Consider the following 21565-nt stretch of genomic DNA (forward strand, 5'->3'; position numbering starts at 1 on the left):
GCCATCGGCTTCGAATCTCCGAACCATGCCCCTTCATTTCCTGGGAGCGTATTCCTACATTTGTTACCGCCGGAACGATCCGGCGTCGACCGCTGCCGGTTGAGGAATGTCAATGCGGCGGCGGAACCCCAATGAGGATGCTGCTTTCGTGCCTTCGGGGCGAAGGCGGCAGGCCGAGGGAGATTTCCATGAACGTTGAAAAATATACCGAGCGGGTGCGCGGGTTCATCCAGTCGGCCCAGTCGTTGGCGATGCGCGAAGGCCACCAGCAGTTTACGCCGCTGCACATTTTGAAGGTGCTGCTCGACGACAGCGAAGGCTTGGCGGGAAGCCTGATCGATCGCGCCGGCGGAAATTCGCGCGCGATCCTGAAAGCCACCGAAGCCGAGCTCAACAGAATGCCGAAGGTGTCGGGCGCCGGAGCGGGCCAGATCTATCTGGCGCCGGCCACGGCGCGCGCGCTCGATGCCGCGGAACAGGCGGCCGAAAAGGCCGGCGATAGCTTTGTCACGGTGGAACGGCTGTTGCAGGCGCTGTCGCTCGATAAGGACAGCGACGCGTTCAAATTGCTGAAGGACGGCGGCGTCACGCCGCAGAACCTTAACGCAGTGATCAATGCGCTGCGCAAGGGGCGAACTGCGGATAGCGCCACGGCGGAAAACGCCTATGACGCGCTGAAGAAATACGCCCGCGACCTGACCCAGGCGGCGCGCGATGGCAAGCTCGATCCAGTGATTGGCCGTGACGAGGAAATCCGTCGCACCATCCAGGTGTTGTCACGGCGCACCAAGAACAATCCGGTGCTGATCGGCGAGCCGGGCGTCGGCAAGACCGCGATTGCGGAAGGCCTGGCGCTGCGCATCGTCAACGGCGACGTGCCGGAAAGCCTCAAGGACAAGAAGCTGCTCGCGCTCGACCTCGGATCGCTGATCGCGGGCGCGAAATATCGCGGCGAGTTCGAGGAACGGCTCAAGGCGGTGTTGCAGGAAGTCACGTCGGCGGACGGCGGTATCGTTTTGTTCATCGACGAAATGCACACGCTGATCGGCGCCGGCAAGGCTGACGGCGCCATGGATGCGTCGAACCTGTTGAAACCCGCGCTGGCGCGCGGCGAATTGCATTGCGTCGGCGCGACCACGCTGGACGAGTACCGCAAGCATGTCGAAAAGGATGCGGCGCTGGCGCGGCGTTTTCAGCCGATCTTCGTGTCTGAGCCGACGGTCGAGGACACCGTCTCGATCCTGCGCGGCCTCAAGGACAAGTATGAGCAGCATCACGGCGTCCGTATCGCCGACAGCGCACTCGTTGCTGCCGCCACGCTGTCCAACCGTTATATCACCGACCGCTTCCTGCCCGACAAGGCGATTGACCTTGTCGACGAAGCGGCAGCGCGGCTGAAGATGCAGGTCGATTCCAAGCCGGAAGAACTCGATTCGCTCGACCGCGAGATCGTGCGGCGGAAAATCGAGCAGGAAGCGTTGAAGAAGGAGAACGATCTCGGCTCCAGGACGCGCCTCGCAAATCTCGAGAAAGAGTTGGTTGGTCTGGAAAAACAATCGGTGGATCTGACCTCGCGTTGGAACACCGAGAAGAACAAGCTGTCTGACGCCGCGAAGCTCAAGAGCGAACTCGATCAGGCGCGAATTGAGCTCGCCAACGCGCAACGACGCGGCGAATACCAGAAAGCCGGCGAACTGGCCTATGGACGGATTCCGGAGCTCGAAAAACGTCTCACGACCATCGAAGCCGGCGAAGACAGTACGATGATGAACGAGACGGTAACGCCGGACAGTATCGCTCAGGTGGTGTCGCGCTGGACCGGCGTCCCCGTCGACAAGATGCTCGAGGGCGAGAAGGAAAAGCTGCTGCGCATGGAAGAAAGTCTTGCGGCCCGGGTCGTCGGGCAGTCCGAGGCCGTGCGCGCGGTCGCAACTGCGGTTCGTCGTGCTCGCGCGGGCCTGCAGGATCCCCACCGGCCGATGGGCTCGTTCATGTTCTTGGGGCCCACCGGCGTCGGCAAGACCGAACTGACCAAGGCGCTTGCTGCCTACCTGTTCGACAACGAGACCGCGATGGTTCGCATCGACATGTCCGAATACATGGAGAAGCACTCGGTGGCGCGGCTGATCGGTGCGCCTCCCGGCTATGTCGGTTACGACGAGGGTGGCGCGCTCACTGAAGCGGTGCGACGGCGTCCATATCAGGTCGTGCTGTTCGATGAGATCGAGAAGGCGCACCCGGACGTATTCAATGTGCTGCTGCAGGTGCTCGACGATGGTCGCTTGACCGACGGACAGGGCCGCACGGTGGATTTCCGCAACACGCTGATCATCATGACATCGAATCTCGGCTCGGAATTCCTGGTCAATCAGCCGGAAGGGGAAGATACCGGTGCGGTGCGCGAGCAGGTGATGGAGATGGTGCGCGCGCATTTCCGTCCTGAATTCCTCAATCGCGTCGACGAGATCATTCTGTTCCATCGATTGCAAAAGCGCGAGATGGGCCGGATCGTCGAAATTCAGTTCTCAAGGCTGCAAAAGCTGCTGGAAGATCGCAAGATCGTGCTCGATCTCGACACCGCGGCACGCGACCGACTGGCCGAGAAAGGCTGGGATCCTGCCTACGGCGCGCGGCCGCTCAAGCGCGTGATCCAGCGCAGCGTGCAGGACCCGCTGGCTGAAATGATCCTGGCGGGCACCATACACGACGGTGACCATGTCGCGATTTCGGTCAAAGACGGCGTACTTACCTTCAATGGCGAGGCGCCGCTGGCCGCCAATATCGAGCAGTTCGAGCGGCCGATGCCCAGGCGCAAGCTGCACTGAGACACGTGTCAATCCTCCCTGCATCGCAGGGAGGATTGGACATTGCCGCCGGCCGGTTACGCGACCGTCGATTCCTTATGTTTGTTGGTCGATGACGCTAACGCGAGTGGGATCGACCCGGTCCTGCATCGGTTTTCATTCCGGAGAAGATCGCTCACGCTGACGCTGGTCGCGCACGCTTCCGGAGTACTCGCCCGAGTTATCGCCCGAAACGCCTTACACGTGTAGGACCGGCTAGGACCGGTGTGATCCACATGATGCCGGCGCGAATCCCATAAATGCTCCCCATGCAATGCTAAAAAAGGCCGAGCGGATGAAATAATCGTTTCGCTGCTGCCACTCACCGAAGGGTATTATTCTTTTTTTCAATAACGCATTGTTTTCTCTGTCAAACTAACCCTATTCAAGGGTCCGAATTGTCGAAACTGACGCGAAAATGTATCCGTTTCGCGCAGCGTCTCGATCCGACCTGTGAAGCCTTAATTGCGGCGGCCGGCAGTTCGCTCCCGAGGTTAGCTTGCGATGACAAAATTGGAATTTCCAGGTTCAGCACTCACGACGGATCAGTGGACGCAGGTCAACCAGCTCGCGACGTCTCTCAGTCATGAACAGGCGATCTGGATCAGCGGTTATTTTGCAGGCCTCAGCCATCGGGCGCGAACTGGCGATGCGACAGCGGAAGTCGCGGAGCTTGCACCTCCTTCGCAGAGCGGCCCCACCGCCACCTTCGCGACGCGGCTCCTGACCGTCCTGTTCGCAAGCGAGACCGGAAACTGCAAGACGCTCGCCAAAGCGCTCGTCGACAAGGCTACGGCCAAAGGAATCCAGGCGCGTCTCGCCGATATGGCGGATTACAAGACGCGCGGTCTCAAGGACGAACAGGATCTGCTCGTCATCACCAGTACGCACGGCGAGGGCGATGCGCCGCAGACCGCCGTCGGTTTCTTCGAATTTCTGGAAAGCCGCAAGGCGCCGAAGTTGCCGCAGCTGCGCTATGCGGTGCTGGCGCTGGGCGATTCGACCTACGAAAAATACTGCGAGGCAGGCAAGCGGGTCGACCGGCGGCTCGAGGAATTAGGCGCGCAACGCTTGACTGATCGCGTCGACTGCGATGTCGATTACGAGGACGCTGCAGACGCCTGGATTGCATCGGCCGTCGCCAATCTCGCACCGGCAGCGCAAGCGCCTGTCTCAGCGTCGGCGGCTACGACGCGGAGCGATGCGCCGTCGTCCACGGCATTCGACAAGAAGCATCCGTTTCAGGCCGCCGTTATCGACAACATCGTGTTGACCGGGCGCGGATCGTCCAAGGAAACCCGCCATATCGAATTGTCGCTTGCGGACTCGGGTTTGACCTATCAGCCGGGCGATGCGCTTGGTGTCGTGCCGCGTAACGATCCAGCGCTCGTAGAGGCCACACTTGAGAAATTATCGCTGTCCGCCGACGCTCCTGTCACGGTGAAGCAAGACACGATAAGCCTCGGCGAGGCGCTGAGCGGAACGTTCGAGATCACGGCGCTCACTCCGCGCTTTCTCGATCATTGGGCCGACATCACGGGCTCCGATGAACTGCAGGCATTGCGCGCGCCCGATCAAAAGGAGGCGCGCGCCGCCTTCCAGCACAACCATCACATTTTCGATGTCGTTAACCGGTTTCCGGCGCCAGGCATCGATGCCGCACAATTTGTCGCAGGCCTTCGGCCGTTGCAGCCGCGCCTCTACTCGATCGCCTCGAGCCTTGCCGCCGCCCCGGACGAGGCGCATCTTACCGTCAGCGCGGTACGATACATGCTGCACGGCGTTCCGCGCACTGGCGTTGCATCCGGCTATCTCGCCGCGCGCACCGAGGCGGATGCCACGATTCCCGTCTATATTCAGTCCAACGATCACTTCCATCTGCCGGACGACGATGTGCCGATCCTGATGATCGGCGCCGGCACCGGCGTCGCGCCGTACCGCGCCTTCATGCAGGAGCGTGAAGCCCGCGGCGCGTCTGGCCGCTCATGGCTGTTTTTCGGCGAGCGCAATTTCCGCAGCGACTTTCTTTATCAGGTCGAGTGGCAGGACTTGATCAAGAATGGCGTGCTAAGTCGTCTCGATCTGGCGTTCTCGCGGGACGCCGCGCCAAAAACCTATGTGCAGGATCGTCTGCGCCGCCAGGGCCGTGATGTTTACGCGTGGCTCGAGGAAGGCGCATACCTCTACGTCTGCGGCGATAGCGCCCACATGGCGCCTGATGTCCACGCGGCGTTGACCGATATCGTTGCCGAGCATGGCGGCCTCGATCGCGACGAGGCGGGCGCTTATCTCTCGGCGCTGCAACGTGATCGCCGTTATCGGCTCGACGTTTATTGAGTATTGAGGCCAGTTTGGTGGACGCAAAAACACAACCCGATCGCAGCCGCGATGTCTCGCAGCCGCTTGATAAGCTCGGGCCTGACGAGACGCTGAAAGCCAACAGCGACTATCTGCGGGGCACGATCAAGCAGAGCCTCGCCGACGAGATCACCTCGGCGGTGACGGCAAGCGACGCCAAGCTGATGAAGTTCTTCGGCATCTATCAGCAGGATGACCGCGACATTCGTGACGAGCGCCGGCGTCAGAAATTGGAATCGGCGTTCTCGTTCATGGCGCGCGTACGTCTGCCGGGCGGGGTCTGCACGCCCGGTCAATGGCTGAAGCTCGACGATCTTGCGCGCAACTACGCCGGCGATACGCTACGGCTGACCACGCGCCAGACGTTCCAGTTTCATCGCGTGATGAAGCACGACCTGCGCACCCTTATGCAGGGACTACGCGACGTCCTTCTTGACACCAAGGCGGCCTGCGGAGACGATACCCGCGGCGTCATGAGCACCGTCAATCCTGATCTGTCGAAACTGCACGCCGAAATTTATGCGCTTGCCAAGCAGGCTAGCGACCATGCGGTTCACAGGACGGGCGCCTACAAGGAAATCTGGTACGGTGCCGAGCGCGAGGAAACGGACGCTCCCGAGGAACCGTTCTACGGGCGCACCTACATGCCCCGGAAGTTCAAGATCGGGTTTGCGATCCCGCCCAGCAACGATATCGACGTCTACGGCCAGGACCTCGGCTTCATCGCCATCGCGCACCGCGGCAAGCTGAAAGGCTTCAACGTCGCCATCGGAGGTGGCCTTGGCCGGACCGATCAATCGCCAAAGACCTATCCGCGCCTTGCCAGCGTGATCGGCTATATCGACGCGGACAAGCTGTTTCCCACGATCGATGCGGTGATGTCGGTCCAGCGCGATTACGGCGACCGTCTCGACCGCTTGCATGCTCGTTTCAAATACACCATCGACGAAAAGGGCCTCGACTGGATCAAGGCGGAAGCCGAGCGTCGTCTCGGCTTCGCCTTCAAGCCTGAGCAGCCCTACATCTTCACCTCGAACGGTGATCCGCTCGGCTGGGTCAAAGGCGAGGACGGTCGCGAGCATTGCGTCCTCTACATCCAGAACGGCCGCGTCATCAACACGCCGAACTATCCGATGATGGATGGCTTGCGCGCTATTGCGCAGGTCCACAAAGGTATGTTCCGCGTCACGCCGAACCAGAATCTCATCATTGCCGACATCGCTCCTGGGGATCGGCCCGAGATCGAAGCGCTGATGAAGGAATATGGTCTCGATCAATTCGAGACCCGTAGCGGCTTGCGCCTCAACTCGATGGCCTGCGTCGCGCTGCCGACATGTGGTCTGGCGATGGCCGAAAGCGAGCGTTACCTGCCGGATCTCGTGACCAAGATCGAGGCTATCCTTGGCACTTATGGGCTCAAAAACGATCCGATCACCATCCGGATGACCGGGTGCCCGAATGGCTGCGCACGCCCCTATATCGCCGAGATCGGCCTCACCGGACGCGCGCCAGGCAAGTACAATCTCTATCTCGGCGGCGGCTTCCATGGCGAGCGGCTCAACAAGATGTATCTGGAGAATGTCGGCGAGCCCGCGATCCTCGAAGCGCTCGACAAGACGCTCGGTCACTATTCCCGCGACCGCAAACCCGGCGAACACTTCGGCGACTTCGCTATTCGCGCCGGCTATGTCGCAGAGGTGAAGGAAGGGCGGTTTTTCAACGATTAGGCCGGTTGCGCCTGGGTTTTTGTTCAAAGCGAGAACAGAACGCGTCGCGTTCCATACGCGCAAGCTCCTTGGGATCGTGCAACGCGAATTGCGTTGGCTTCCCAGGATCGTTGTGTTCCGGAGGAAGTCCCTTAAATTTGCAAACGGCTGACCGGCGCGATATCCCGGACGGGATCGTGCCGGCCCTCGCATTTTTATTGAAAGTTCACGAACGTCATGTCCGAATCTATGAATCCGAGAACGGTCGCGGCTGCAAACGGTATTGCGGCGGAAGATACTTTCGGAGCGGTGACGCCGCCGATCTGTCTGTCGAGCACTTTCACTTGGCCAGGATTTGGGCGCAAAGGTACGCACGATTACACCCGTACCAGTAATCCCACCCGGACGCTGCTGGCCGACACTCTTGCCAAACTCGAGGGCGGCGCGGGAGCGGTGGTGGTGTCGTCGGGCATGGCCGCGATCGATCTGGTGCTGTCGCAACTCTCACGCGATGACATTGTGGTTGTGCCGCATGATTGTTACGGCGGCACTCATCGCCTGCTTCTGAACCGCCGCGACCGTGGTCACTTCAAGGTGGCCTTTGTTGATCAGAACGACCAGGCGGCGCTGACATCTGCCTTGAAGGACAAACCCAAGCTCATCCTGATCGAGACCCCGAGCAACCCCTTGATGCGCATCGTCGACATCCGGGCGATCGTCGCGCAGGCAAGGACGGTCGGTGCCAAGGTGGCTGTTGACAATACCTTCCTGTCGCCGGCGCTGCAGCGACCGATCGCGCTGGGCGCCGATTTCGCCGTTCACTCGACGACGAAATATCTCAATGGCCACTCGGACATGGTCGGCGGCGCAGTGATCGCAGCCGATCCCGGCGATGCCGAAGCCTTAACGACCTGGGCCAATATCGTTGGCACGACGGGGGCGCCGTTTGATTCTTATCTGGCGCTTCGCGGGGTCCGTACGCTATTTCCGCGCGTGGAGTGTCAGCAACGCAACGCGCAAGCGGTTGCTGAGTTTCTTGTCTCACACCCCCTTGTCGCGGCATGCCACTATCCGGGATTACCCTCGCATCCGGGTCATGCTGTTGCTAAAGCGCAGCAATCCGGCTTTGGCGCGATGCTCAGCTTCGAGTTGCGAGGAGGCGAGGTGGAGGTTGGTCGCTTCGTCGAGGCCGTGCGGCTTTTCAGCTTTGCGGAGTCGCTCGGTGGCACCGAGAGCCTGGTGGCTCATCCAGCCACGATGACCCATGCCGGAATGTCGGAGGAAGCGCGCGAGGCCGCCGGCATCACCAGCGGTCTCATACGGCTTTCGATCGGCCTGGAGGATGCCGGCGACTTGATCGCCGATCTGGACCGGGCTCTTGCTGCGACCGATCGACCGGCTCGATCGAGTGCGAACGTCTGAACCACGACGTCAGAGTTATCTGCACGGCAAAACGCGGAGCCAACTGGCTCCGCGGCAAATGGTCCGATGTAGGCGGTGATATAGCGTTCTTGAGCGAAGCATGTCCTCGGGCTTGACCCGAGGATTGATACCGGGCGCGTGAAGAAAACGCGTCAGATTAAAACTATGAAGCCCCGCTTCTGATTTCGTCAGAAGCGGAAAGGCTCGAGAGTCTGATTCAACGGCGTTGAATCAGACTCTGCTTTATTTTTTTGCGACTGAGCATGATCTTGTCCGAAAACCGGTTCCCACTTTTCGGGATCATGCTCTCACTGCGCGATCGAATTCCGGTGTTACGGACAGGGATGACGGTATCCATCGGTGCCAAGATACGTTCCGGATGCCGGATCGTAGGAACGGAACCGCTGCGCGCAATAGGCCACGTTCTGTTGCGCCGCCGCGGCCGCATTGGCCTGACCGGCCGCAATCGCGCCGCCGACAATGGCGCCAGCCGCCAGGCCGCCGATCAACGCTCCGGCTCCATTGCCGTAGCCGTAGCCGTAGCCGTAACCAGGGCCATAATATCCGCGACGATAATACTGAACGGTCTCGATTGAGGACGGGGCAGCCTTGCTCATGTTGGACTGAGCCATGAGCGGTGCTGAGGTCGCCGGAACGGAAAATGTGAGTGCAACGGAACCAGCAAACAGCGCCGTCAACAGGATTTTCGATCGCATCATTTAAGCTCCTCAACGGTGGGAATATTGGCCAAAGACATTTGTTCTATTTATTTCAAAGTGTCAGATATTTAAGGCGTCACAAATCAGCGCGGCATCAGATTGCCGCGAGCGGCCCGTAATTCGTGTGACGATCATCGTACGGTTAGTGTTCGCTGGCCGCTTCATGGTTCATTTTTTAGTTCGCTGGCCATATAATGCCAAGCTGGCCTGTTTGTGTGGATTTGCTCATATCAAGGTAAATCTCATGGGTGATGCTTCGCGGTGAAGCTATCCTGCTTCGTGTCCCGGATTTGATCGTTACACCACGACGCTCAGCCGCTTTGCAGCGCGGGTGATGCCCGTGTAGAGCCATCGCGCGCGGCTGTCCTGAAATGCGAAGCTTTCGTCAAACAGGACCACGTCGTCCCACTGCGAACCCTGCGACTTATGCACCGTCAGGACATAGCCATAGTCGAACTCGTCGTAAGGTTTACGCTGTTCCCACGGAATATCCTCGACGCCTCCGGCGAAACAGTCCTGTCGCACCGAGACTTTTGTCACCTTGTGTGCAAATTCCTCGTCGGGCGACAGACGCATCGTGATGATCTTTGACTTTGAGGTGGCGCGCGATTTCACACGCCACAGTCCTCCGTTAAAGAGCGCCTTCTTGCGGTTGTTGCGCAGGCAGACCAGCTTATCGCCCGCCACCGGCAGCGGATCCTCGATGTTCTGCCGTTGCCGAAATCGCATGTTGTAGGAACGGCGGGTGTTGTTGCGCCCGACCAACACCTGGCCGGCATCCATCACGCGTGCCGGATCGAGATCGCCGCGCGACACCACCTCGCTTTCGCCGTAGCGGCCGATGTCGAGTTCGCGACCCTCGCGCACGTCCATCGACATCCGTACGATCGGGTCGTCCTGGGCCTGACGATGAACCTCGGTCAGCATCGCATCCGGCTCGGCATTGGTGAAGAAGCCGGCACCCTGAATCGGCGGCAATTGCGCGGGATCGCCCAGCACCAGCAGCGGACAGTCGAACGACATCAGATCGCGGCCGAGTTCCGCGTCGACCATGGAGCATTCATCGATCACGATGAGCTTGGCCTTGGAGGCGGGCGCATCGTCCCATAGCTCGAAGCTCGGCTGCTCCTCGCCGGATTCGCGGGCGCGGTAGATCAGCGAATGAATCGTTGATGCGCCGTCGCAGCCCTTGTTGCGCATCACCAGCGCGGCCTTGCCGGTGAAGGCCGCGAATTTGACCTCTCCATCGACGCCGTCAGCGATGTGACGCGCCAGCGTGGTCTTGCCGGTTCCGGCAAAGCCGAACAGGCGAAATACCGGAGGCGTGCCGTTCTTGCCGGGTTTGGCTTTGAGCCAATCGGCGACGGCTTTCAGCGCTGTATCCTGATGCGGCGTGAAGGAGGCCATGATCTCGAAGACTAAGGAAGCCGGCGAACGATGCCGCGACTCGATCTTCGAAAGCTAACCATTCGCGGAGCGAGCGCAAGACGCATTGCCCGCGCGGTGGATCGGGTTGTCAGGCCGTTGCGACGAATGCGCGATGATCGCCGTTGCCGGGGGGCGTGATGGCGACGCCATCGTCGGCGTATTCATTCAGCTTGTTGCGCAGGGTGCGGATCGAGATGCCAAGGATGTTGGCGGCATGGGTCCGGTTGCCGAGGCAGTGCTTCAGCGTTTCAAGGATCAGGTCGCGCTCGACGTTGGCGACGGTACGGCCGACCAGCGCGCGTGTCACCTGCTCGGCGGCGAGCGTGGCATGGGCCACGGCCGGCGCCGTCTTGGCGAGATCAAGACGGTCGCCTTCCGGCGTCAGGATCGCGTCGGCGCCGATTTCGTCGCCACTGGCCATCAGCACCGCGCGGTGGATGGTGTTTTCCAGCTCGCGGACATTGCCCTGCCAGCGGTTGGCGGTCAGCACGCGCTGCGCGTCCGCCGAAATCGGACGTACCGGCACGCCATTGGCCGCAGCATATTTTTTGGCGAAATGCTGCGCCAGTTCGAGAATGTCCGCGGGACGCTCGCGCAGGGACGGTATCTTCAGGTTGACGACATTGAGACGGAACAGCAGATCCTCGCGGAAGGTGCCCTGCCGCACCGAGTCCGCAAGGTTGCGGTTGGAGGTGGCGATGATGCGGATATCCACCGGCACCGGCCGGGTGCCGCCGACCCGGTCAATCACGCGTTCCTGGATGGCGCGCAGCAGCTTGGACTGCAGCCGGACGTCCATTTCGGATATTTCGTCGAGCAACAGCGTGCCGCCGCTGGCCTCCTCAAATTTGCCGATCCGGCGCGCGATAGCCCCGGTGAACGCGCCTTTCTCATGGCCGAACAGTTCGGATTCCAGCAGATGCTCCGGGATCGCCGCGCAGTTGATCGAGATGAATGGTCGTCTGGCTCGGGTCGAGCGCGCGTGCACATAGCGCGCCAATACCTCTTTGCCAGTCCCGGATTCGCCGGTGATCATGACCGAGGCGTCGGAGCCTGCGATCTGCTGCGCCAGCTTGATGATCCTGGCCATCGCCTCGTCGCGATAAACGAGATCGCGGGAATCGTTTGCCACCGCGGCGATTACCGCAGCGATCAGTTCCGGGTCCGGCGGCAGCGGGATGTATTCCTTGGCCCCGGCGTGGATCGCTGCGACCGCCGCGCGCGCATCGCTGATGATGCCGCAGGCCACGATCGGGACATGAATATGTTCCGCCTCGAGTCGAATCACGAGGTCGCGGATATCGAGACCGACATCCATCAGCAGGAGATCAGCGCCCTTGCCGCCGCGAAGCACGGCCATTGCCTGTTCGTTGCCGGCCGCGTGGGTGACGGAGGCGCCATTATCCATGGCGATCTTGGTGGCGGTTGTGAGCTGGCCCTTCAATGTGCCAACAATGAGAAGCCGCATGGATCTGCTCCTGTTATGTATCCAGCGCTCGCAGCGCTGGCGGTCAGGCTTTCTCGGCCTTGATGATTTCGGTCATGGTCACGCCGAGCTTGTCCTCCACGAGAACCACCTCGCCCCGCGCCACGAGCCGGTTATTGACGTAGATATCGATGGCCTCACCGACACGACGATCGAGTTCCAGAACGCTGCCGGGCCCGAGCTTGAGCAGCGCGCCGACGTCCATCTTGGAGCGGCCGAGCACGGCGGACACCTGCACCGGAACGTCGAACACGGCCTCAAGGTCGGAAGCGACCCGCGAGACCTGCTCGTCCTCGCTGTATCCAACGTCGTCGATCGTCGGCGCATCGGCGGCGTTGAGGTCGGGAAGCGGAACCTGGGTGTCGTTATCGCTCATTGTTCGCTACCATCTCAGGGAGTGCCGTTCGATTTGCGTGTCGTCATGTAGCCGCGCACCAGTTCGTCGATCTTGGCGTCGATGGCCGCCCGTTCCAGCACGATCCCTCCGTCGGCCCATTCGATCTTGCAGTCGCCGGTCGCGACATCGGGCTCGGCGAGAATGACGAGTTGTCCGGCGAACCCGCTCTGTTTCGCCATACACTCGATCTGACTGCGTACTGCGTCGTAGAGTTGATCGTTGATCCGGACCACAAGATGCGGCGTGGCCACCAAGTGCCGGAAACAGTCGCGGACTAGCGCGATGATTTCCGCCGATTGCTCGGCTGCGATCAATTCGCTGCACAGTTTGCGCGCGACCGCGATGGCGACATCGACCGCCTCGGTCTCCATTCGCATTTCGACGCCCGCGAAACGTTGGGCGATTTCCTTGATACCCGCGGCGCTGCCCTCGATCGCCAGCGCCACGCGGTGATCGCACTGCACCTTGGCTTCGCGCTGCGCAGCCTCGAAGCCCTTTTTATAGGCCGTGGCTTCCGCGGCAGCGATCTGCTGCGCGATTTCCAGAGCCGTAGGCGCCCGCTCCCGGGATTTATGCGGAGCCGAGAAGTCCGTATCGAACAGAAATTTTGCCGGACCGTTCATCAGTACACCAGCTCGTCGTCGGCGCGGTTTTTCGACAGCATGATTTCGCCCTTGGCAGCAAGGTCCTTGGCGAGATTGACCAGCAGCGCCTGTGCTTCGTCGACGTCGCGCAGCCGGACCGGCCCAAGCGCCGCCATGTCGTCCATCAGCATCTTCGCGGCACGGGATGACATGTTGCCCATGAAGAAGGCGCGAACCTCTTCGTTGGCGCTCTTCAGCGCAATACCGAGCTTGTCCTTGTCGACGTGGCGCATCAGGGTCTGTGCCGAACCCGCATCGAGCTTCACGAGATCGTCGAACGTGAACATCAGCGCCTTGATGCGTTCGGCGGACTCGCGGTTATCCTCTTCCAGCGAGGTGATAAAGCGGGTCTCTGTCTGACGGTCGAAATTGTTGAAGATTTCCGCCATCACCTCGTGGGCGTCGCGGCGGTGGGTCTGCGACAGGTTGGACATGAATTCGCTGCGGAGCGTCTGCTCGACGCGCTCGATCACTTCCTTCTGCACCGCTTCCATCTTGAGCATGCGGCCGACCACATCGAACGCCATGTCCTCGGGGAGGATTGCCAGCACCCGCGCAGCATGTTCGGGCTTCAGCTTCGACAGCACCACTGCGATGGTTTGCGGATATTCGTTCTTGAGATAGTTCGCGAGAACTTCCTCCTGAACGTTTGACAGCTTTTCCCACATGTTGCGCCCGGCAGGGCCCCGGATTTCATCCATAATTCCGGTCACTCGCTCGGCGGGGAGATATTGAGTCAGAAGCCGCTCGGTTGCATCGAAATTGCCCATCAGCGCGCCCGACGCCGACATCCGCGAGACGAATTCGAGTAGCAGATCCTCAACCACATCGGCCTCGACCGTGCCGAGGGTGGACATTGCCAGCGACAGGTCACGCACCTCGTCATCGTCCAGCATGGCCCAGACCTTGCCGCCGTACTGTTCGCCCAGCGCCAACATCATCACCGCCGCCCGTTTTGGCCCACTCATCGGCTTGGACTTGGGACGGGCGCTTTGCCGGCTCGCAAGCGTGGCGACGACGCTGTTGATGTCGTTGGCGTTTGGGTTGGTCGTGGTTTGCGGTACTGACATGTCAGATTATGCTGGTTCGGCAAGCCATTGACGGATGATGGACGCAGTCTCGGCCGGGTTGCGCTCGGCCAGTTCGCCGACCCGGTGCACCGACTGGGCGTGGACTTGCCCCTGCACCTGGGCCACGTCGATCAATTGCGCGGTGGCGTTGCTGCCGGGAATGAGATTCTGCCCTGGTTCTGCTGGGTGAGCGCTGGCGTCGGCCGGGACCGGGAGCGCGGCCGGTTGCGCGCTGGCCGCGGTCGGCTCCGAGGCCAGGATCCGCTTGACCAGCGGGCGGATCACCATGAACACCACCACGAGGCCAAGCAGCGCCATGACAGCAAGTTCGACGACGTACATCACGTCGTCCTTCGTCAATGCGATCATTCCCAGCAATCCTGCCGGCTCACTGAGCGGCACGACAGCAGGCGGCTCGGCGAATTTGAGGTTGACGACCTCGACCTGATCGCCGCGCTTCTGGTCGAAACCGATAGCCGAGCGCACCAACGTGGCGATGCGGTCGAGCTGCTCCTTGCTGCGTTCTGCGTAGACCGTCTGACCCTGCTCATTCTTGGCATAGGTGCCGTCGACGAGAACGGCGACCGAAATGCGGTTAACGCGGCCCACCTCGGTCACCTCGGTCTTGGTGGTGCGGGAAATCTCGTAATTGTTGGTTTCTTCGCTCTTCTTGCTCTGGTCGCGCGCCGGGTTCGGATTGTCCGATGGCTGATTGCCGGGCAGTTCGTTGTTGACCGTGACCTGGCCGTTGTTCTCCGCGGTGGTGGAGGACTCCTCGCGGGTCTGGCTGGATCGCAGCACTCGGCCTTCCGGATCGAACTTGTCCGAGGTCTGGGTGATCTTGTTGTAATCGAAGTCGGCGGAGAGCTCGACGCGGGCACGGCCACTTCCAACCACTGACGATACGATTGCCTCGACCTGATGACGCATCCGGTTTTCGAAGGCGTTGCGTCGCTCGTCTCCGGTTACGCCGTCGGCATCGGTCGCCGACCCGTCGGCAAGTAACTGGCCGGATTCGTCTACGATGGAGACCCGCTGCGGCTTCAGTCCGTTGACGGCCGAGGCGACAAGATGGCGGATAGCGCGTATCTGTTGCGATTCAAGGCCGCCGCGGACACGCACCACGATCGAAGCCGAGGGCTGAGGCGCTTCGCGCGTAAAGAGCGGCCGCTCGGGCAGCACCAGATGGACGCGGGCGTCCTGAATGCGGTCGATCGCGCGGATGGTGCGTGCGAGTTCGCCTTCCAGTGCGCGCAGACGATTGATGTTCTGGACGAAGCTGGTCGTCCCGAGCGCATCCGATTTGTCGAAAATCTCATAGCCGACACCGCCACCCTTGGGCAGCCCCGCCTCGGCGAGCTTCATCCGCAGCCGCGTGACCTTGTCCTTCGGCACCATGATCACGGCGCCGTCGTTACGAAGCTCGTAGGGAATTGCCTGACGTTCGAGATCCTTGATGATGCCGGAGGAGTCCTCAACGCTGAGATCGGTGAAGAGGGTCGTCATCTGCGGCGTCGTGACGCGTATGATGACGAACGCGAAGAAACCGATCAGCACGGCGGTGACCGCGACCATCGCCATCAGCCGGGATGCTCCCAGGCCTTTCAGAAATGCCAGCAGACCTTGCAACGAACCAGCCCCTCAGACTCGGCCTGGAAAGGCCGACTCGGCAAATATTGCCTATGGTATGGTTTCGATATGGTTAATGGTGGTTAAGACCCGTGACGAAATTGCAAACAGTAAAAAACCGGCATCCGAATGAATGCCGGTTTGGGTTCGAACTATCCTGAAGAAGCTCTTTTATTGGCGATATTGTTGAATACGGGTGGTGCGCAACCCGGCCAAGCCGTGCTGGTCGATCGAAAACTGCCACGACAGGAATTCATCGACAGTTAGCGTGTAGCGGCTGCAAGCTTCCTCAAGCGAGAGGAGTCCGCCACGTACCGCGGCGACGACTTCGGCCTTTCGGCGAATGACCCAGCGCTTGGTTCCTGGTGCCGGCAAATCCGCAATCGTTAGTGGACTACCGTCGGGTCCTATGACGTATTTCACCCTCGGGCGGTGCGGTTCTGTCATGGCGTACTCACAAACTCTAAACCATTGAACTCACCGACAAACCTATGCCCTGCGGCTTAAAATTTGCCTAAGCTCTAGGCTTCAATACGATTCTCCTTTGAAATGGCGTTCCCGATAGGGCCCGGCCGAGTGTTGGATCGCCAAGTATGGCGGAAGAATTCCTGCTATCGGCCAACCGCCGTCAGTTCAGGATGCGCTTGATCTGGCTGATGGTGTAGGTCTGGCCGCCGATCGATAGCAAAGGGGGTGACTGGGTCAGATCGACAGAATTGACCTGCCCCTGAATCTGCGTCGAGACTGCGACCGGATTACCGGACGCATCGGCAGCCGTTGCGGTCAGCGTGTATTTACCGTCTGGCCATTGAGTGCCGTCATTACCGAGGCCATTCCAGGAGAAGACCTGATTGTCGCCGCCATTGACGCCGTAAGAGCCGGAGAAGACATTCTGGCCAGTGCTGTTTGCGATGTTGACGGTGAGGGTGGAGGCCGTCGGAATACCGAGTTGCCACGTCGCCGCATTGTTGGTCATGGTGGCGGTGCTGCCGTCAACCACGGCGTTCTTGCCGACGAAGTCCAGAGCCTGCGTTGCCTGCGTGGTCTGCTGCATGGAGACGAGGTTCGAAAGCTGGTCGTTGGTTCTCAATTGCTGCTCGACGCCCGCGAACTGGACGAGTTGTTGGGTGAACTGGTTGGTATCCAGCGGATCGAGCGGATTCTGGTTCTGCAATTGCGTGGTCAGCAGCGTGAGAAAGGTTTGGAAATTGCCGGCCAACGTAGCGTTGTTGGATGTTGCTGGCGAACCCTGAGAGGAGGCAGGCAGCGCCGTCGTGCCCGATACCACCTGCTGAACCGCAGAACCCACTGACGTCGTCATTTTCCGTCTCCTTAAACCCTGATGTCGAGACCGCGATTCGATTCGAAAACCCGGCCATAATTTCGTCCGGCCGCTGCTACCGGGATATCCTCCTCCGTCACGATCAGACGCTGGTTGTGACGGCCGCCGGTGCCATCACGCGCGTTTTGTTCCTGGGAGGATTGATCCCGCAGGCTGAATTGCAGACCGCCATCGCCGGTCTTCAGGCCGGCATCTTGTAGCGCGCGCTGGAGCTGCGGCGCATCTTGCCGCAGCATTGCAAGCGTTTCCGGCTTCTCGACCGTCAGATGCGACGTAACGCGGCCCTGGTGATCGACGTCGAGACGGACATCAATGCGGCCAAGATCGGCGGGGTCGAGCCGGATTTCGAAGCGACTCTTGCCGCTAAGGGCCGTGACTGCGATCTGGACCGCAAGTCCGTTCAGCGGCACGGCCGCGCCGGTAACCACCGCGACATTGTACTGTGGCGTCGCCGGGGTTGCAGTGTTGGATTGGATCGGCGGCTGCGCGATGGCGTTATTGATGCTCTGACCTTCGACCTGACCGGCTTGCGGCTGCGGAGCGACGGCGGCGGCGTCGGCCGCCTGGGCGGGATGCTGCGGCATTGCTGCTCCCGGTTGCGTTTCGGGCGTTCCGGTATCGGATGCGGCGGTCTTCGTACCGGCGGTGGCGGCGGCATCATGCTTGTGATCGGGGAGCTTGGCCTCGGGCGACGAGGGATTGCCGCTGGCTGCCGACGGCGTTGTTAAGTCCGACGCTTCCGGTCCGGGCTGGATCCCCGTGGGGATCGATGCTGCTGTTCTGCCCGACGGCGCATTGTCGAGCGTCCTTACGGTCGCCTTCGTGGCGCCAGGTGCTGTCTTGGCCACTGCTGCCGCTAAGGCACTCCCGGTCTGCATCGCGGCTGTCTGCGCAACCTGTTCAGTGTTCGGTGTCTCTTGAAGGATTGGCTCTTGAAGGATGGGAGCTGTGACCGCCGCTGTATCGGTTGCGAGGGCCGGATTGAAACCCGCATTCGCAGGCGACGTCGTCATCGCGCCGGTTTGCTGCGCCAACGGTAGTTCCGCGGCGCTGCGAACCGGTTGGGTGGCTAATTCAGCGGGGGCTCCCGCGACAGGCACCGTAACCGGGATGGCTGCGGCTGGCGGCGTTGCGACCGGATCCGGTGAGGCGCCGGGGACGGTCGTGTCCGAAAACGCCTGCATGGTGTCAGAAGCGTTTCCGGTCGACGCCATTTCGGGATCATCGTGTTGGGTCTCGTGGCGGTGTGCGCCGCTCGATACCTTTGCGCCGGGGGCGGATTGCCAAATATTCCTGTCGGCCTCCCCCGAATCGGCCTGTGGTGGCCGGGCGGACTTTGCCCGAGAGTCGCCCGATTCCGGCTTGACGCGGTCCGAATGGGGAATATTGGGACGTATATTGAACGGATCGCGCGAATTCGACGACTGCGCGACCGCGGTATGTGAGCCTTGCGCGCTGGCATCGACCAGAGTTCCGAAAGCATCTTCGGACGACCGGTCGGCGCGCTGAGAACTCGGCTGCGCGCTTTGGAAAGACACATTGGCGGCGGCTTCCGTCGTTACGCTGAGCACAGGCAACCTCTTGCGGATAGAGACGTTGAGGCAAGCAGCAAGGACCGGGCCATCGTCCGGGTGAGAAAATGATGATGATAGCCAATGAGTTATAGAACTGGTTGGCGGCTGAACCCGCCGATTCGGGTCGCTCTTTTCTGCCCGGCGGCAAGATTTGCCGTCTGCTGTCGTCGTCCGGCCGTGATTGCCTCGCAGGAATACGGACTATATTAAAGGCTGGTCTTTTGGTTTGCTTCAACGGGCGGAATTCCGCCCGTTGAACACCGAGAAAGTTTCCGATTCGCAAGGCGGATGTGATCTTGCACGGTCTCATGAATTGACGGGATCAATGCTCAACAGTCTGGATTTGGAAGGCCGTCCTCAGGACACCCGGGTCGTGGTCGCCATGTCGGGCGGCGTTGACTCGTCGGTGACGGCCGCGCTGTTGACGTCCGAGGGATACGATGTCGTTGGAATAACCCTGCAGCTTTACGATCATGGCGCTGCGACCCATCGCAAGGGCGCCTGCTGCGCCGGTCAGGACATTCATGACGCGCGAAACGTTGCGGAGCGCCTCGGCGTTCCGCATTACGTGCTGGACTATGAGAGCCGCTTCCGCGAAACCGTGATCGAGAATTTTGCTGACAGCTATGCGTCGGGCGAGACGCCGGTGCCTTGCATCGAGTGCAACCGCTTAGTCAAATTCCGTGATCTGTTGACGACTGCGCGCGAGCTTGGCGCTGCGGCACTGGCGACAGGCCATTACGTTGCCTCGCGCCGTTTGCCCGGTGGATCGCGCGCGCTGCTCTGCGCGGCGGACGCGGAGCGCGACCAAAGCTATTTCCTGTTTGCTACCACGAGGGAGCAGCTCGATTTTCTACGTTTTCCGCTGGGTGATATGACAAAGTCGCAGACCCGCGAATTGGCGCGGCGTTTTGGTCTATCGGTTGCCGACAAGCATGACAGCCAGGATATCTGTTTCGTGCCGACCGGTCGCTACACCGATATCATCAGTCAGTTGAAGCCGAACGCGATGGAGCCCGGCGATATCGTCGATCTCGGCGGGCACGTCATCGGTCACCATGAGGGTATCGTGCATTTCACGGTGGGACAGCGCCGCGGTCTTGGCATCGCCTCCGGCGCGCCGCTTTATGTCCTGAGTCTTGATGCAGCGAACCGGCGCGTGGTGGTGGGACCGCGCGAAGCGCTGAAAATGCATCGCATCGTGCTGCGCGATGTCAACTGGATCGGCGATGGCGCGCTCGACCGCGCCATCGGTGGTGGACTTGAACTCTTCGTGCGGGTGCGCTCGACTCGTAAACCTCAGCCGGCGTGGCTGCGCGTTGTCGACGGCTGCTATGAGGTTGAACTCGTGGCCGGCGAGGAGGGCGTGTCGCCTGGTCAGGCCTGTGTGTTCTACGACGGGCCGGAAGGGCAGGCGCGTGTGCTCGGCGGGGGATTCATCGCACGGGCCATGGCGCAGCGTGCAAACGAAGCCGCCGCGCAGAACAGTGCGCCGGCACAACCCTTCGCCGCCGAATTGCGCGGGTAGAGTCCGGGACGCGCGGGAAGCATGGGCAACGACATCGACCGCGCGGGCGTTGCCAGGGCCTATGGCCTCTGGGCACCGGTTTATGATCTGGTGTTCGGCAAGGTTTTTGATCCCGGCCGTCAATCCACGATCGAAATTGCCAACGCAATCGGCGGACGTATCCTTGATGTCGGCGTCGGCACCGGACTGTCGCTGTCGGATTATGCATCCACGACGAAACTGTATGGCGTGGACCTTTCTGAACCGATGCTGCGCAAGGCGCAGCAGCGGGTGCGGTCTCTTAACCTCACCAACGTCGAAACGCTGGCGGTGATGGACGCTAAGAACCTCGCTTTTTCCGATTCGTTTTTTGACGCGGTGGTGGCGCAGTTTGTCATCACGGCGGTGCCGGACCCCGAAGCGACGCTCGATGATTTTGTCCGGGTTCTGAAGCCAGGCGGCGAACTGATTCTGGTCAACCATATTGGCGCGGAGCGCGGGCCGCGCCGCTTGTTCGAACTGGCCTTTGCGCCATTGGCCCGGCGGCTCGGCTGGCGCCCCGAGTTCCCGTGGGCGCGCCTCGTTAACTGGGCCGCCAAGCATGGCGGCGTGACGCTCTTCGAGCGTCGCCTGATGCGGCCGATGGGACATTTTTCGCTGATCCGCTATCGAAAATCCTGATCGTGCCGCGGAACATCCGCTGCGGCCATTCGTTGCCGTTTCATGCGAATGAAGATCGCCTCCCTGTTGGTCGCCCTTTTTGCGTTCGCCGATATTGCTGCTGCGCAGGCGCCACCGACGGCGGCTTCCCCGCCCGGCACGACGGCAACGCCGCCTCCGTCTCCCAATTCCCCCACTTGCTCCCCTCACAATATACCCGCGCAGAACGGAACGGCGGCGGGCGAGCAAAAGCAGCCACTGGGCGAGAAGCTTGCGAAAACCGATGGCGTGCTATGTCCGCCTGCGGGGGTCGATCCGGAAATCCGCGCGCCGACCCCAGAAGGCGGCAATACGCCGGTGATTCCCCCGCCCGGCAGCCCTGGCGGCGATCCGACCGTGCGGCCCAAATAAGCACCATTCATCGATAAGTCGGGGCGCTTGTTGCGGCTTTGCTTGACAGGCCCTCGAGCGGCTTTTTATATGCCGCGCGTTCACGGCATCGTTGATGGACACTGCGGCGAGGTAGCTCAGCTGGTTAGAGCACGGGAATCATAATCCTGGGGTCGGGGGTTCGAGTCCCTCCCTCGCTACCACTCTCTTTCACATATATCCCGGATCAAGCGATCAAGCGTTCCCCGTTGTAAAACGAAAAGCTGATCTGATGCCGAGTTGCGAGCGGGCAAGCGGATGTCGGCAAAGTCTCCCCCGGATTGCGCGAGGGGCGAGCGCGCCTCGGGCATCGACGAAGTCGGCGGCAACTGCGCATCTTGCTTGAGCGTT

General features: G+C 61.1%; 17 protein-coding genes and 1 tRNA gene. 8 read left to right on the forward strand and 10 right to left on the reverse strand.

The genetic code is table 11. The annotated features are described in order from the left end of the window. Positions 1–188: 188 nt before the first annotated feature. From clpB to metB, 4 genes are all read left to right on the forward strand, one after another. Entirely contained in the window at positions 189–2825 is a 2637-nt protein-coding gene (gene clpB, locus GGQ85_RS04385) for an ATP-dependent chaperone ClpB (protein WP_079445735.1), read from the forward strand. A 522-nt stretch (positions 2826–3347) separates the two neighbouring features. After that, a complete protein-coding gene (locus tag GGQ85_RS04390) occupies positions 3348–5180 on the forward strand; it encodes an assimilatory sulfite reductase (NADPH) flavoprotein subunit (protein WP_079445736.1) in 1833 nt (610 codons plus the stop codon). A 17-nt stretch (positions 5181–5197) separates the two neighbouring features. After that, positions 5198–6928 (forward strand): NADPH-dependent assimilatory sulfite reductase hemoprotein subunit, encoded by a 1731-nt coding sequence (locus tag GGQ85_RS04395; protein ID WP_309773506.1) that lies wholly within the window; start codon positions 5198–5200, stop codon positions 6926–6928. Positions 6929–7144: 216 nt separating this feature from the next. Next, positions 7145–8329, forward strand: a complete 1185-nt coding sequence (gene metB, locus GGQ85_RS04400; RefSeq protein ID WP_309773507.1) for a cystathionine gamma-synthase — start codon at positions 7145–7147, stop codon at positions 8327–8329. Positions 8330–8661: 332 nt separating this feature from the next. On the opposite strand, the gene GGQ85_RS04405 is transcribed toward metB, so the two are convergent. From GGQ85_RS04405 to GGQ85_RS04450, 10 genes are all read right to left on the reverse strand, one after another. Next, positions 8662–9048, reverse strand: coding sequence for a BA14K family protein (locus GGQ85_RS04405; protein ID WP_079445738.1), 387 nt, complete (start codon positions 9046–9048; stop codon positions 8662–8664). A 297-nt stretch (positions 9049–9345) separates the two neighbouring features. Beyond that, on the reverse strand, positions 9346–10455 hold the full coding sequence (locus GGQ85_RS04410) for an ATP-dependent DNA helicase (RefSeq protein ID WP_309773508.1): 1110 nt from the start codon (positions 10453–10455) through the stop codon (positions 9346–9348). Positions 10456–10564: 109 nt separating this feature from the next. Next, the gene (gene flbD / locus GGQ85_RS04415) at positions 10565–11944 is read right to left on the reverse strand and encodes a sigma-54-dependent transcriptional regulator FlbD (protein WP_309773509.1); all 1380 of its coding nucleotides are present in this window, start codon (positions 11942–11944) and stop codon (positions 10565–10567) included. A 43-nt stretch (positions 11945–11987) separates the two neighbouring features. Continuing rightward, on the reverse strand, positions 11988–12338 hold the full coding sequence (gene fliN, locus GGQ85_RS04420; protein WP_079445741.1) for a flagellar motor switch protein FliN: 351 nt from the start codon (positions 12336–12338) through the stop codon (positions 11988–11990). Positions 12339–12352: 14 nt separating this feature from the next. Next, on the reverse strand, positions 12353–12982 hold the full coding sequence (locus tag GGQ85_RS04425) for a FliH/SctL family protein (protein ID WP_079445742.1): 630 nt from the start codon (positions 12980–12982) through the stop codon (positions 12353–12355). After that, entirely contained in the window at positions 12982–14073 is a 1092-nt protein-coding gene (gene fliG, locus GGQ85_RS04430) for a flagellar motor switch protein FliG (RefSeq protein ID WP_079445743.1), read from the reverse strand. The genes GGQ85_RS04425 and fliG overlap by 1 nt, the downstream gene beginning before the upstream one ends. A 6-nt stretch (positions 14074–14079) precedes the next feature. Beyond that, the gene (fliF, locus tag GGQ85_RS04435) at positions 14080–15702 is read right to left on the reverse strand and encodes a flagellar basal-body MS-ring/collar protein FliF (protein ID WP_309773510.1); all 1623 of its coding nucleotides are present in this window, start codon (positions 15700–15702) and stop codon (positions 14080–14082) included. A 171-nt stretch (positions 15703–15873) separates the two neighbouring features. Further along, complete coding sequence (gene sciP, locus GGQ85_RS04440) at positions 15874–16149, reverse strand: CtrA inhibitor SciP (RefSeq protein WP_002714638.1); 276 nt, start codon at positions 16147–16149, stop codon at positions 15874–15876. Positions 16150–16330: 181 nt separating this feature from the next. Continuing rightward, positions 16331–17023 (reverse strand): flagellar hook assembly protein FlgD, encoded by a 693-nt coding sequence (locus tag GGQ85_RS04445; protein ID WP_079445745.1) that lies wholly within the window; start codon positions 17021–17023, stop codon positions 16331–16333. 11 nt (positions 17024–17034) lie between these two features. Continuing rightward, complete coding sequence (locus tag GGQ85_RS04450; protein ID WP_309773537.1) at positions 17035–18615, reverse strand: flagellar hook-length control protein FliK; 1581 nt, start codon at positions 18613–18615, stop codon at positions 17035–17037. A gap of 328 nt (positions 18616–18943) precedes the next feature. Here GGQ85_RS04450 and mnmA point away from each other — a divergent pair, with 328 nt between their 5' ends. The 4 genes from mnmA to GGQ85_RS04470 all read left to right on the forward strand — a co-directional run bounded on the left by mnmA (position 18944) and on the right by GGQ85_RS04470 (position 21378). Then, positions 18944–20146 carry a tRNA 2-thiouridine(34) synthase MnmA gene (gene mnmA, locus GGQ85_RS04455; protein ID WP_309773538.1) on the forward strand — a complete coding sequence of 401 codons (1203 nt, stop codon included), beginning with the start codon at positions 18944–18946 and terminating at the stop codon, positions 20144–20146. 21 nt (positions 20147–20167) lie between these two features. Further along, positions 20168–20806, forward strand: coding sequence for a class I SAM-dependent methyltransferase (locus tag GGQ85_RS04460; RefSeq protein WP_309773539.1), 639 nt, complete (start codon positions 20168–20170; stop codon positions 20804–20806). A 48-nt stretch (positions 20807–20854) separates the two neighbouring features. Beyond that, positions 20855–21196 (forward strand): hypothetical protein, encoded by a 342-nt coding sequence (locus tag GGQ85_RS04465; RefSeq protein ID WP_309773540.1) that lies wholly within the window; start codon positions 20855–20857, stop codon positions 21194–21196. Between the two features lie 105 nt (positions 21197–21301). Continuing rightward, positions 21302–21378 (forward strand) — tRNA-Met (locus GGQ85_RS04470). Positions 21379–21565: the final 187 nt, after the last annotated feature.

The sequence above is a fragment of the Nitrobacter vulgaris genome (assembly GCF_031453995.1).
Classification (GTDB): Bacteria; Pseudomonadota; Alphaproteobacteria; order Rhizobiales; family Xanthobacteraceae; genus Nitrobacter; species Nitrobacter vulgaris.